Source organism: Methylobacterium sp. E-066 (genome assembly GCF_022829635.1).
In the GTDB taxonomy this organism is placed as follows: Bacteria; Pseudomonadota; Alphaproteobacteria; order Rhizobiales; family Beijerinckiaceae; genus Methylobacterium.
Genome location: NZ_JAKSYO010000109.1, coordinates 1 through 13,282 on the forward strand (window position 1 = coordinate 1; position 13,282 = coordinate 13,282).

Here is a 13,282-nt window from a genome sequence, read left to right on the forward strand (position 1 = left end):
GCCTCGAAGGAGCCCTCCAGGGAGCGCGCGGCTGGCTGGAGGCCTCCGCTGCGCTCCGGCGCCTCAGGATGAGGGTGTGGGTGGGAGGCGGGGCGCTCCGCCCCTCACACCGCCTCCACCACGAACGTCTCGCTCGGGCTCACATATTCCTCCTGCGCGGCCACGGTGAGGATCTCCCGGGAGCCGGCTTCGGCGGTACGCTTCAGGAGGCCGTAGACCGAGGCGGCGGCGGCGCCGAGCGCCGCGGCGGCCGAGCCGGTGCGGGCGTAGTGGACCAGGAAAAGGGCCGCGATGCAGTCGCCCGCCCCGTTCACCGCGATGGCGAGCCGCGGGGTGCGGACCCGGAACACCCGGCCCTCCGCCCCGGCCAGCAGGTCGAGGCTGTCGGCCGGCGTGTCCGCGCAGAGCGCCGAGGTGACCAGCACCACCCGGGGCCCCCGGGCCTGGAGCGCTGCGATCGCCGCCCCGGCCTCCGGCAGGGTCCGGTTCGGCAGGCCGGTGAGCAGGCCGAGCTCGAACTGGTTGGGGGTGAGGATGTCGGCCACCGGCACGGCGCGCTCGCGCAGGAACGCCTCGATCCCCGGCCGCACGTAGACGCCCTCCGCGACGTCGCCGATCACCGGATCGCAGCAATAGAGCGCCCGGGGGTTGGCCGCCCGCACGGAGGCCACCGCCTCCAGGATCGCGGCCCCGATCTCGGCCGAGCCCATATAGCCCGAGAGCACCGCGTCGCAGGTGCCCAGCACCCCGCGCTCGCCGATGCCCCGGACCACGTCGCGGATCATCCCCGCCTCGAAGACCGGGCCGCGCCACGCCCCGTAGCCGGTGTGGTTGGAGAACTGCACCGTGTGGACCGGCCAGACCTCGACCCCGAGCCGCTGCATCGGGAACACCGCCGCCGCGTTGCCGACATGGCCGTAGGCGACGTGGGACTGGATCGACAGGACGTTCAACGCGGGTGATTCCCGGTGCCGTGGGGAGAGCCGAAGCTGTCGGCGATCCGGCGCGCGGGCGCAAGCGTGGGGGTGGGTGGTTCAGTTTGCCGGTTGGTGCTTGATCAGACGGATTATGAGGAGTGGATTTACGGACAGCCGCTTTCGAGTAGACGATCAGGGAAGCGGGCGTTCGAATTTTGGCGGTGAATGATCAGATATCAGACATTCGCAAGCTATGTATCAGATGCAGGATCAACCGTCGACCGGCATGGTAATCAAGTTAGAGCACCTCACAAAACGCCCGATCACCGGGCGCCGCCCTCTGCACACGACAGCGCAGAAGGCGTTTTGTGAGAGGCTCTTAACTATCGCGTAACCATGCAACTATAGAGCAACATTCTTTTGACTTGGCCGCTTCACTGGCAGGAGCGGCGCGATCAACATCCGAGCGACTATGCTAATTCAGCTGAGATTAACGCCTTAATTGTGTGCCAGTTTTCAGTGCCTTCATTTTTCATCGCTTTAATGATCTTGCGCTTCATGGTGAGTCTATCCACATTGACGGTATATTTTTGGAATATATCTTCTAGTAAAATTTTCCCGTCCGCGTCTGATCTCCAACTTTCAATCCAGTCTGACTGAAGGTTGGCTTCGATTTCCGAGGCCCGTGTTGTAAGTGTGGCAATCCAAGTAGATTTATTTAGATTGGACGTTTGTAACACAATTCTTGCGATGCGATTCCAAAGCACCTCTGCAAATTCAGTGATGGATTTGTCTTTCATCTCACTAGGCCGAAGACCAGAATTTTCCGGTTCAAATTCCGCGTAAGCTTGCTTTATAGCGATGTTTGAAATCTGGCCAAACGCCAGTTCTCGAATAGATGAAGCGAACTCCGCTCGAGACCCAACTGTTGATTTGGTGTTCTCATTGATCACATTATACAAAACACGATCATCGATCAAATAGTTTTCGAAGCAATATTTTGACCATTGAAGCACATGGAGATCGCCAACGGTTTTCAGATCGGTCTTTTTCCTATCCCCGTCTATGATGAAAAGTTGTCGCTTACCTCTAATAGTCGGGTCTGTATTCTTTTCCAAGGATTTTACTGCCTTTTCGACTTCGAATCTGCCGCCCATTTTCGTGATTTTGTACGAAGAAATGACATCGCCAAATCCATCCGAAAGTAATTCGGAGTCGTGAGGACCTTCGACGAAGATAGCTCCTTTGTTGAATAGCACGTCGGCAGTGGTAACTCCCAGATCATTCAGAATTTCAATAACTTTAGAGCTATCTTCTGGATAGACTGGTGACAGGTCTTTAGGTCCCCTAAGGGTATAGAGTCTGCAATCCTCTGATTCATAAGCATCGCTCAGAATTTCTGCGGAATGTGTTGTGACAATTAACTGGGCGTTCGCTGTTGCGCACACACGTTCTAATAGAGTTTTTATGATATTCCGAGTTACGCCAGGATTTAGATGCAGCTCTGGCTCATCGAGTAATACAATCGCCCCATCTGCGAGAGACTCAAAGAGCGATAAAAAGGTCAAGACCAGACCTTTCTCACCGCTACTTAATCCATCAATGTCGAATTCTTTACCTGAAATTTTATCCCGTACAACTACTCGAACGACGCCTATCTGGCTAATCTCGACTTTTGAGAAGGATTTTCCTGGAAGCAATGCGTCGAACACTGCGGAAAAATTCTTTTCTAGGTCATTTTGGCTTAACCGACCCGCAATTACGCCAGCAGCTATCGAAATCTTCAGCCGGTGATATTTAACAGAAGGTGTTGAGAAATGCGATTGTACAAGCTGTTGTGCGTCTTGCGAGCCTAATTGTATTTGAACTTCACCTTGAGGGAATGATCGATCGGCTTGATAATAGCTGAATTTGGCAAGATTTGGAGGAAGAGTTCTTTCTATAACCGAAACAGCCTGCTGCGCGAAGTTGTCGGCTCCTATAAAATTCCCCGAACTGTGGTCTATAGTAAGCTTTAGGCTTATATCTAGACTCGTCTCAAGTCGGGATATGTATTCATCTACGTTTTTTAGCGAATTGTTAAGCTGCTCCTTGCCGGCTATGTTTGAGAGAAATTGTGTAAACCGGTCCTGATTTGCCTCAAAGTCGCTGCCTAACCGTGACTGTAACTCAAGACGGGCAAATTGCTGCCGTTGCTCCTTAAGTATTTCTCTTTCGGCGTCAGATAATCTGATATCCAATCGAATAGTAGTTGGCGTATTTGGGTTGGCCGTCAACGCCCTCGCGTCAACGCCTCGAATACCGAAGAACTGATGATGAGGGGACATTACTCCAAGCTGCTGAAGTACGTTGGTTGCCTCTCCAGAAAATCTAGGACTCAAAACCGACTTGGCCAAACGTATTGCTTCTAAGATAGTAGTTTTTCCAATCGCGTTTTGACCAACTATAACGCTAATCTTGCGATCTAGGGACACTTCGACGTGTTCAATGCCGCGAAAATTTATTACTTCTAGCTTGGTTAAGCGCATTTGTTGTCCAATGATTTTTCATTCTCTGAATTTGCCTCGATTAATACACAAGTAGGTTGAGAATGCAACTTAGAATATGATGCTCGCCAATGTAAGTGAATTATGAGGGTTTAATGTTCGGACTCATGACCATTGGCTGACTGGGGCAGCGAGGCCGCCGGCGGTAAGGTAGTGAGCTTGTCGCAAACGCGGCTACGGGCGACGGAAGAGCCTCTGCCGTCCCGCTTTCATGCTTTGTTTGCAACAGGAAGTCCGAAGCAGCAGGCCAGCAGCTAGTTTTGCTCGCGCACAGTTCAGGCATCGGCGAAGCCGAAGCCCTTGCGCAGCCAAAGCATAGCTTCGAATCCGCCGATCGTGCGCCGCGCCGTATGGAACGAGGGGAAGCCATCCACCCGCAGCATCGCCCGTCTCACCCGGAAGTGATCGCTCTCGATGCCTTGCTGCAGGTGCTTGGTAACGGGGTGGGTTGGTGCCCGGGGTAGCCGGCCCTGATCCCGATTCTCGGCGAGCGCGCCCCGTTCCGTAACTAGCCGTATGCGAACAATCGGTCGCAACCAGTAGCGTCCGCTTATGGGATGATGTGATGGTCCGATAAGCGACCAAATAAGTGAAAATGGGGCGTACGCAGTCGGCATTTCAGAACGCAGGTACGCAACGCGCCTCACGTAATGAGGGGTTGGCTGCAGCGGCGCAAGACAACTATAATCATCAATTCCTTGATCTAAATTCGAAATCTCGGGGCGACCCGATCCCCGGCGGCGCCTCCTGCTTGCGTCCCCACCCAATACCCAAAACCCTTGTCCCCCGCCCGCCCCCGCCTCAGATGGGTCGGGTCGCCCCGCCGCCCCCCGAGCCCGATGGACATCGAAGCCCTGCGCAGCTCGACCCTCGCCTTCGTCGAGGCGCACAAGGTCTGGACCCCGCTGATCGCCGGGGGGCTCGCCTTCTGCGAGTCGATCGCGATCCTGTCGCTGTTCGTGCCGGCCACCGTGATCCTGATCGGCATCGGCGCCCTGGTCGGGGGGGCCGACATCCCGCTCTGGCCGGTGATCGGCGCGGCGGCGCTCGGCGCCGCCCTGGGGGATTGGCTCTCCTACGAGGTCGGGCGCTGGGTCGGGCCGGGCGCCCGCACCAAGTGGCCGCTGCGGCGCTATCCCGACCTCGTCGCCAAGGCGGAAACCTTCATCGGCCGCTGGGGCATCGCCGCGGTGGCGCTCGGGCGCTTCTTCGGGCCGGCCCGGGCCCTGGTGCCGCTCTTGGCCGGCACCCTCGGACTGGCGCGGCTGCCGTTCCAGCTGGCCAACGTCGCCTCGGCGCTGGTCTGGGCCTTCGTGCTGCTCGCCCCCGGGGCCGGGCTGCTCGCCTGGCTCGACCGCTGATGGTCGTGTTCGGGCGCGCCCGCTGATGCGCCGCTTCCCCCCGGAGCGCATCGTCTGCCTCACCGAGGAGACCGTCGAGACCCTGTACCTCCTGGGTGAGGAGGACCGGATCGTCGGCGTCTCGGGCTACGCGGTGCGCCCGCCCCGGGTCCGCCGGGAGAAGCCCCGGGTCTCGGCCTTCACCAGCGCCGACCTCCCAAAAATCCTGGCGCTGGCGCCGGACCTCGTCCTGGCGTTTTCCGACCTCCAGGCCGAGATCGTCGCCGATCTGGCCCGCGCGGGTATCGCCGTCCACCTGTTCAACCAGAGGGATGTGGCGGGCTGCCTGGCGATGATCCGCACCCTGGGGGCCCTGGTCGGGGTTCCGGAGCGGGCCGCGGCGCTGGCCCAAAACTTCGCAGAGACGCTGACTCAGGCTGAAGCGCGCGCGAAGAATGCGCCCAGCCTTCGCGTGTACTTCGAGGAGTGGGACGCGCCGATGATCTCCGGAATCGGCTGGGTCTCCGAGTTGATCGGCTATGCCGGGGGCCGGGACGTGTTCCCGGAGCTCGCCCGGCAGCCGGCCGCGAAGGACCGGATCGTCACCCCCGAGCAGGTGATCGCCGCCGCCCCCGACGTGATTCTGGCCTCCTGGTGCGGCAAGAAGGTCAACCTCGACCGCATCCGGTCCCGCCCCGGCTGGGACGCGATCCCGGCGGTGCGCGAGGGCCGGATCCACGAGATCAAGGCGCCGCTGATCCTCCAGCCGGGCCCCGCGGCGCTCACCGACGGCTTTGCCGCGATCCAAGGTTTTTTGGCCTAAGTCTCTGATGGGAAAAGATTGTTTCCGGTGCGGTCCGGGGGCGATGCCGCGCCGCAGGTGACGGATCGGCTGCGATTCGGCAGGATGTCCCGATTCGACACAGGCGCATCCCGACCCCGCATGTCCGCTTCCCTCGGCCTCCCCGCGCTCCCGGCGGGCGACGTGATCCTGCCCCCCGACAGGCGGCAATCGCCCACCGCCCTGCGGATCCAGCGCGGCGTGCGCCGCCTGTTCTCGGAGATGGGCTGCGTCACCCTGCCGGAATTCTCCCTGGTCAACGGCCGCCGCGCCGACGTGATCGCCCTGTGCGGCGCCGGCCGGCTCACCATCGTGGAGATCAAGTCGAGCGTCGCGGATTTCCGCGCCGACAGAAAGTGGCCTGATTACAGGGACTTCTGCGATCGGTTCTTCTTCGCCATCCCCGAGGACGTGCCCGAATCCCTGATCCCGGACGCGTGCGGCCTGATCGTCGCCGACGGCTACGGCGCCGGCATCCTGCGGGAGGCCCCCGAGCACCCGCTCAGCGGCCCCCGCCGCAAGGCCGTCACCCTCCGCTTCGCCCACAGCGCCGCCCGCATCCTGCACGCGCTGGCCGATCCCGGCGCGGTGCGGGAAGGGGCGCTGTAGAAGGGGATTCCAAAGGGCTCAGCCCTTTGGCGGGGTTCGGGGGCAGCGCCCCTGAGTTTTGCAGGGCTCTGCCCTGCACCCGCAAAAGGTCTCGGACCTTTTGAAACCCTGACTTTTCGCTGAAGACTGCGCTATGGGCGATTGATGACGCCCGTCGCCCTGTTTGAATTGATCCTCGCGCTCCTCGGGGCGGCCCTGTTGCTGTCTCTGGTGGCCGGGCGGCTCGGGTTTCCGCCGGCCGCCGCCCTGGTGCTCGGGGGCATGGCGCTGGCGGTGGCGCCGGGCCTGCCCGCCTTCGATCTCGATCCGGACCTGATCATGGTCCTGTTCCTGCCGCCGCTGCTGCTCGAATCGGCCTATTTCACCGTCTGGCGCGATTTCCGGGCGAGCCTCGCCCCGATCCTGTCGCTGTCGCTGGGCGCCGTGCTGTTCACCACCCTGGTGGTCGGGCTCGTCGCCCACGCGGTGGTGCCGGCCCTGCCCTGGGCCGCCTGCTTCGCCCTCGGCGCCATCGTCTCGCCGCCGGACGCGGTCGCCGCCAAGGCGGTGCTGGCCCGGGTCGCCCTGCCCCGCCGGATGGTCACGGTCCTGGAGGGCGAGAGCCTCGTCAACGACGCCTCCGGCCTCGTGCTCTATCGCTTCGCCGTGGCGGCGGCGCTGACCGGTAGCTTCAGCGCCTGGGCGGCGGCGAGCAGCTTCGCCTGGCTGGCGGTGGCGGGCGTCGCGGTCGGGCTCGCCTGCGGTTTCGCGGTGAACGCGCTGGTGCGGCGCCTGCACGATGCCAACGCCGTGACGGTGCTGAGCTTTCTGGCTTCCTACGCCGCCTATCTCGCCGCCGAGGAGATCCACGCCTCCGGGGTGCTCGCCGTGGTCGCCTGCGGGCTGATGATGGGCGGGCGCGAGCACGAGACCTTCGACGCCCATGTCCGGCGCCACGCCGTGGCGGTGTGGGAATTCGTGGTCTTCGTGCTGGAGGCCCTGGTCTTCGTGCTGATCGGGCTGGCCCTGCGCGGCGTGCTCGCCCGGACCGGGGGCGATGTCGGGCCGCTCGCCACCGGCCTGCCCCTGGCGGTCACCGTCACGGCGGCCTGCGTGGTCGCCCGGCTGCTTTGGGTCTTTCCGGCCGTCTATCTGCGGCGGATCCTGTCGGCCCGGGTGCGCGCCCAGGAACCCCGCCCGGATCCGCGGGTGCCGTTGATCATCGGCTGGGCCGGCATGCGCGGGGTGGTGACGCTCGCCGCCGCGCTCGCGCTGCCGGTGGATTTCCCGGGCCGCGACGCGATCCTGGTGGCGGCCTTCGCGGTGATCCTGTTCACGGTGCTGGTCCAGGGCACGACGCTCGGGCCGCTGATCCGGCGGCTGCGTCTCGACCCGAGCCAAAGCCTGCCCGACGGCCATCTCGACGCCGTCATGGCCCGGGTCGTGATGAACGAGGCCGGGCTCGCCGCCCTGGAGCAGCTGGTGTCACCGGAATCCGGCGCGCTCCAGCATCCGCGCCTCGTGGAGGAGTATCGCCGCCGGGTACGGGCCACGTCCCGGGTGCGCGACGAGCGCGACGCCATGGATGCCGAGCGGACCGAGCATTTCGCCGCCGCCCTGCTGGCCGTGCGATCCGGGCGCTCGGCGCTGATCGCCCTGCACCGGGAGAACCGCATCCACAGCTCGGTGCTGCGGGCGCTGGAGGGGGAGATCGACTTGGAGGAACTCCACCTGAAGCGCCTCGCCGGCGCGGCGCCGGCCCACGGCGCCGCGTGACCGACTTCGCCTGAGGCTGCCGCCCTCAGCGGGTGGCGCAGGCGTCGGACGGGGTGCCGTAGCCGCTGTAGACGACCCGCACCTTGCGCAGGCAGGGCGCGGCCTCCTTGGGAGCCGCCACGGGGGAGACCTCCACGGGCTCGACCCGCAGGGTCGTGGTGACGGTCGGCTCCTCCGGGGTCGCAAGAGCGCGGCTGGCGCTCATCACGAATGGGGTGGCGGCCATGGCGGAGACGGCGATGGCGGCCAGGACGGCGAGGTTCTTGCGGCCGAAATCGTGACGCGTGCGAGCCTGATGCATGATCGGTGGTCCGTCGTGTTCGGCACGCCGAGGTGCCGAAATCCCCTGTTTGCGGCGATAACTTGGCCGCGAACTTGACGGTTCCCGCTATGCCCCGAAAACAGTCGGGCTTGCGTGCTTGCCCGCACACCCGGCGATGATCTCAGAGGCTCTTGCGGTATTGGACGAAGCCCGACCGCTCGGCGATCCGGTCGTAGAGCAGCATCGCGTCGGTATTGGTCTCGTGGGTCAGCCAATGGACGCGCGAACACCCGGCGGCCTTTGCGGCTTCATAGACATGCGTGATCAGCCGGCGCCCGATTCCCGCGCCGCGGGCAACATCCGCCACGAACAGGTCCTGGAGGTAGCAGTAATCGCCGATCGTCCAGGCCGAGCGGTGGCGGATGTGGTGGACGAGCCCGACCGCCTCGGCGCCCCGCCAGGCCAGGGCGCCGTCGACCGGCTCGGCCGGATCGTTGAGGCGGCCCCAGGTGCTCTCCGTAACCGCCTCGGAGAGGTCGACCTTGTAGAAGCCCTGGTAGCCCCGCCACAGCGGCAGCCACGCGGCCCGGTCCCCGGCGCCGATCGGGCGAATCGCGATTCTGTCCGGGCTGATGGTCACGATCCGTCCCTCCCGCGCTGCGTCGGGGGAAGCTGACCATCGTCCGCCTCTCGGGCGCAAGAGGGACCCTCGTCTTGCACCCCCCGCCGCCCGCACCTAAACCTGCCCGCCGACACCCAGACCCGCCCCGCATCGCCGAGCCTTCGCCGCCCATGTCCCAAAAGAAATCGTTCCAGGGGCTGATCCTGACGCTGCAGGAGTTCTGGGCGGCGCAGGGCTGCGTGATCCTCCAGCCCTACGACATGGAGGTCGGCGCCGGCACGTTCCATCCGGCGACGACGCTGCGCGCCCTCGGCCCCAAGCCCTGGAAGGCCGCCTATGTCCAGCCGTCGCGCCGGCCCAAGGACGGGCGCTACGGCGAGAACCCCAACCGGCTCCAGCACTATTACCAGTTCCAGGTGATCCTGAAGCCGAACCCGCCGAACCTGCAGGAACTCTACCTCGCTTCCCTCGACGCCATCGGGGTCGACCTGAAGCTCCACGACATCCGCTTCGTCGAGGACGACTGGGAGAGCCCGACGCTCGGCGCCTGGGGCCTCGGCTGGGAGTGCTGGTGCGACGGGATGGAGGTCAGCCAGTTCACCTACTTCCAGCAGGTGGCGGGCTTCGAATGCGCTCCCGTGGCCGGCGAGCTGACCTACGGGCTGGAGCGGCTCGCCATGTATGTCCAGGGCGTCGAGAACGTCTACGACCTCGACTTCAACGGCGCCGAGGGGGCCGACCGGATCACCTACGGCGACGTGTTCCTGCAGGCCGAGCAGGAATATTCCCGGCACAATTTCGAGGCGGCCGACACGGCGATGCTGTTCCGCCAGTTCACCGACGCGGAGGCCGCCTGCCGGTCCTATCTCGACGCGGGCGCGCCTGCCGCCGAGACCGAGCGCCACCGCATGGCGCAGCCGGCCTACGACCAGTGCATCAAGGCCAGCCACGTCTTCAACCTGCTCGACGCCCGCGGGGTGATCTCGGTCACCGAGCGCCAGAGCTACATCCTGCGGGTGCGGGAATTGGCCAAGGCCTGCGGCGCGGCGTGGCTCAGGACGGCGGCTGGCGGGGCTTGAAGCGGCGTCGGATTATCACAACCGGGGTGTTTGTGATAATCCGACGGGTGTGGATTGCACTTTTTGAAACACGCCTCCACGCCTCTTGCACAGGCAGGATGGTGGCACCTGTTCAGGTCCAATCCTAGTGCTGCCGCGGAGCCCCTTGCGCCCTCGTGCGTTGCAACCCCCGCCAACCGGCGCGCTCCGGCGCGTCCGCAGACGCGGGAAATTAGTGATGAAACAGACCCTCCTCGCCCTCGGCGTCCTCGCGTTCGGCCTCGGCCCGGCGCTCGCGGCCGATCCCGGTCCGGAGGCGGTGGTCAAGAAGCTCTATGCCGAGCCGCGTCCGAATCACTCGGCCGTCTACACCAAGCGCCTCCAGGGCCTGTTCGACGCCGACGCCAAGCAGGCCAACGGCGCCACCGGCAGCCTCGATTTCGACTACCGCCTCAACGGCGAGCCCCTGAAGCCCGACACCGTGAAGGCCCTGACCTTCAAGGAGGCCACCGAGGGCAAGGACCAGGCGAAGGTCACGGTGGAGCGCAAGGGCGGAGACGGCTCGAAATCCATCGTCTTCGACCTCGTGCGCGAGGACGGAGCCTGGCGGGTGTCGGATGCCCACGCGATCGGCGATCGCAAGTGGCAGCTCACCACCATCCTGAAGGGCGAGGCGCAATAAGAGCACCTCACAAAAACTCCCGATCACCGGGAGTTCTCTTCTGTCAGCGACGGCGCAGCGGGAGATTTGTGAGAGGCTCTCAGGACGGCCCCGGCCGTTCGACCCTCGACAGGCCTGCGGCGCGGCGATATGGCCGCGCCATGCCCGACCTCCTGCTCGAACTCCGCTCGGAAGAGATCCCCGCCCGCATGCAGCGGCGCGCGGCGGAGGATCTGAAGAAACTCGTCACCGATGCGCTGGTCGAGCGCGGCTTCCTGTACGAGGGCGCCAAGGCGTTCTCGACGCCGCGCCGCCTCGCCCTGCACATCGCCGGCCTGCCGGCTCGCGGCGAGGCCGTGCGCGAGGAGCGCCGCGGCCCGCGGGTCGGCGCCCCCGAGGCCGCCATCCAGGGGTTCCTGAAGGGCGCCGGCCTGGCGAGCCTGGATGAGGCCCAGAGAATCACCGACCCGAAGAAGGGCGAGTTCTACCTCGCGGTGATCGAGCGGCCCGGCCGCGAGACCCTGGACGTGCTCGCCGAGCTCCTGCCCGAGATCATCAAAAGCTTTCCCTGGCCGAAGGCGATGCGCTGGGGCGCGGCTTCGGCCCAGCCCGGCGCCCTGCGCTGGGTGCGGCCGCTGCAATCGATCGTCGCGACCTTCGGGCCGGAGACCGAGACCCCCGAGGTGGTGCCGTTCGCGGTCGGCGGCATCACGGCCGGGACCGTCACCTACGGCCACCGGTTCCTGGCGCCGGGGCCGATCGAGGTCCGCCGGTTCGACGACTACATCCAGGCCCTGGAGCGCGCGAAGGTCATCCTCGACGCCGACCGGCGCAAGGACGTGATCCTGCACGACGCCCGCGACCTCGCCTTCGCGCGCGGCCTCGACCTCGTGGAGGACGAGGGCCTGCTGGAGGAGGTGGCTGGCCTGGTGGAATGGCCCGTGGTGCTCATGGGCTCCTTCGATGCGGCCTTCCTCGACATCCCGGCCGAGGCGATCCGGGCGACCATCCGGGCGAACCAGAAGTGCTTCGTCCTGCGCAAGAGTGTCTCGGAGGAGCTGGCCCCCGCCTTCATCCTGGTCTCGAATCTTGTGGCGTCTGACGGCGGCCAAGCGATCACCGCCGGCAACGAGCGGGTGGTGCGGGCGCGCCTGTCGGACGCGAAGTTTTTTTGGGAGACCGATAAGGCGATCCGCCTGGAAGACCGGCTGCCCAAGCTCGATGCAATCGTCTTCCACGAAAAGCTCGGCACCCAGGGCGAGCGGATCGCCCGCATCGCCGCCCTGGCGCAGGAGCTGGCGCCCCTGGTCGGGGCCGATCCGGCCCTGGCCGAGCGCGCCGCCCGCCTCGCCAAGGCCGACCTCGTCACCGAGATGGTCGGCGAGTTCCCGGAGCTTCAGGGCCTGATGGGCCGGAAATACGCGGCGCTCCAGGGCGAGCACCCGAGCGTCTGCGCCGCCATCGAGGAGCATTACAAGCCGGTCGGCCCCTCCGACCGGGTGCCGAGCGATCCGGTCTCGATCGCGGTGGCGCTCGCTGACAAGCTCGACACGCTGGTGGGCTTTTGGGCGATCGACGAGAAGCCCACCGGCAGCAAGGACCCGTATGCGCTGAGAAGAGCCGCCCTAGGGGTGGTTCGATACGTGCTCGATGGGCTCCGTCTCAATCTCACGTCTAATTTCGATCCGCATTTTGAATTGGTCGATAAGGCTATAGTCGCGACTCAGATTGCGAATGCGCCTCCTGGAGCGCACGCCTTCGCGCATGGCATTGGCCGGGTTGATTGGGGTGGACGGCTCGTTAACCTTAAAAGCCTCGATCTCCTCGCCTTTTTTGCCGACCGCCTGAAGGTCTATCTCCGCGATCAAGGTGCCCGGCATGACCTCGTGGACGCGGTCTTCGCCTTGCCGGGTCAGGACGACCTGCTACTGATCGTCAGCCGGGTCGGGGCCCTGCAAAAATTCCTCGAAACGGAGGACGGCAAGAACCTGCTGGCCGGGGTCAAGCGCGCCTCGAACATCCTGCGGATCGAGGAGAAGAAGGACGGCCGTGCCTACGATGCCGCGCCCGATTCCGCGCTTGCGGCGTCCGGCGAGCCGGCCGAGCGGGCGCTCGCCGAGGCCCTGGCGGGCGCCGCCGCGACGGCGTCCCAGGCCATCGCGAGCGAGGACTTTGCCGGGGCCATGCGGGCGCTCTCGACGCTACGCGCGCCGGTCGACGCCTTCTTCCAGGACGTGACCGTCAACGCCCCCGACCCGAAGCTGCGCGAGAACCGCCTGCTCCTCCTCAACGCGCTCCGCGCCGCGACCCGCGCGGTGGCGGATTTCTCGAAGATCGAGGGGTAGCGCGCGCCGTTCGCGATCCCACCCGCGCCCTCATCCTGAGGCGCGAGCGCAGCGAGCCTCGAAGGAGGGCTCCAGGGATCGCGCGGCCGGCTGGAGGGCTCCTTCGAGGCTGCTGCGCAGCACCTCAGGATGAGGGGGATTGGTTGGAGGCCGCGCGGTTTTCACGCGATCGCCAAGCGTTTCCCCCGTCATTGCTGTGGAGGTTCACAAATTCGCTGATCGCGGCACGCTGCCCCTGGAGGGCTTTGCGATGCGCGACAACAGCTTTGACCGGACGATCGAGCGGAACTACGTCCAGAAGTGGCGCTTCCTGATCAAAGAATACG

At 64.9% G+C, this 13,282-nt stretch carries 12 protein-coding genes and 1 pseudogene; 8 read left to right on the plus strand and 5 right to left on the minus strand.

The annotated features are described in order from the left end of the window. Positions 1-104: 104 nt before the first annotated feature. The 3 genes and pseudogenes from pdxY to MKL20_RS15860 all read right to left on the minus strand — a co-directional run. A complete protein-coding gene (gene pdxY / locus MKL20_RS15850; protein ID WP_244037474.1) occupies positions 105-953 on the minus strand; it encodes a pyridoxal kinase PdxY in 849 nt (282 codons plus the stop codon). Between the two features lie 434 nt (positions 954-1,387). After that, entirely contained in the window at positions 1,388-3,445 is a 2,058-nt protein-coding gene (locus MKL20_RS15855; RefSeq protein ID WP_244037475.1) for an ATP-dependent nuclease, read from the minus strand. 272 nt (positions 3,446-3,717) lie between these two features. Continuing rightward, positions 3,718-3,957: pseudogene (locus MKL20_RS15860) on the minus strand (DDE-type integrase/transposase/recombinase); the annotation flags it as partial. A gap of 345 nt (positions 3,958-4,302) precedes the next feature. Between MKL20_RS15860 and MKL20_RS15865 the strand changes: the two are divergent. The 4 genes from MKL20_RS15865 (at position 4,303) to MKL20_RS15880 (ending at position 8,008) form a co-directional block, all read left to right on the plus strand. Continuing rightward, complete coding sequence (locus MKL20_RS15865) at positions 4,303-4,824, plus strand: DedA family protein (RefSeq protein WP_244037476.1); 522 nt, start codon at positions 4,303-4,305, stop codon at positions 4,822-4,824. A 25-nt stretch (positions 4,825-4,849) separates the two neighbouring features. Beyond that, positions 4,850-5,626, plus strand: a complete 777-nt coding sequence (locus MKL20_RS15870) for a cobalamin-binding protein (RefSeq protein WP_244037477.1) — start codon at positions 4,850-4,852, stop codon at positions 5,624-5,626. Positions 5,627-5,746: 120 nt separating this feature from the next. After that, positions 5,747-6,253: an MmcB family DNA repair protein gene (locus tag MKL20_RS15875; RefSeq protein ID WP_244037478.1), complete on the plus strand. Its 507-nt coding sequence runs from the start codon at positions 5,747-5,749 to the stop codon at positions 6,251-6,253. Between the two features lie 144 nt (positions 6,254-6,397). Then, entirely contained in the window at positions 6,398-8,008 is a 1,611-nt protein-coding gene (locus MKL20_RS15880; protein WP_244037479.1) for a Na+/H+ antiporter, read from the plus strand. A 25-nt stretch (positions 8,009-8,033) separates the two neighbouring features. Here the strand turns inward: MKL20_RS15880 and MKL20_RS15885 are convergent, their stop codons facing one another. Beyond that, on the minus strand, positions 8,034-8,309 hold the full coding sequence (locus MKL20_RS15885) for a hypothetical protein (RefSeq protein ID WP_244037480.1): 276 nt from the start codon (positions 8,307-8,309) through the stop codon (positions 8,034-8,036). A 142-nt stretch (positions 8,310-8,451) separates the two neighbouring features. Then, the gene (locus MKL20_RS15890) at positions 8,452-8,910 is read right to left on the minus strand and encodes a GNAT family N-acetyltransferase (RefSeq protein WP_244037481.1); all 459 of its coding nucleotides are present in this window, start codon (positions 8,908-8,910) and stop codon (positions 8,452-8,454) included. 152 nt (positions 8,911-9,062) lie between these two features. Between MKL20_RS15890 and MKL20_RS15895 the strand changes: the two genes are divergently transcribed. The 4 genes from MKL20_RS15895 to MKL20_RS15910 all read left to right on the plus strand — a co-directional run. Further along, entirely contained in the window at positions 9,063-9,971 is a 909-nt protein-coding gene (locus tag MKL20_RS15895; RefSeq protein WP_243972314.1) for a glycine--tRNA ligase subunit alpha, read from the plus strand. A gap of 217 nt (positions 9,972-10,188) precedes the next feature. Beyond that, positions 10,189-10,632 (plus strand): hypothetical protein, encoded by a 444-nt coding sequence (locus MKL20_RS15900; RefSeq protein ID WP_244037482.1) that lies wholly within the window; start codon positions 10,189-10,191, stop codon positions 10,630-10,632. A 188-nt stretch (positions 10,633-10,820) separates the two neighbouring features. Then, positions 10,821-12,956, plus strand: coding sequence for a glycine--tRNA ligase subunit beta (gene glyS / locus MKL20_RS15905; RefSeq protein WP_409568157.1), 2,136 nt, complete (start codon positions 10,821-10,823; stop codon positions 12,954-12,956). 139 nt (positions 12,957-13,095) lie between these two features. After that, on the plus strand, positions 13,096-13,282 hold a 187-nt coding region (locus MKL20_RS15910), incomplete at its 3' end, for a hypothetical protein (RefSeq protein ID WP_244037484.1).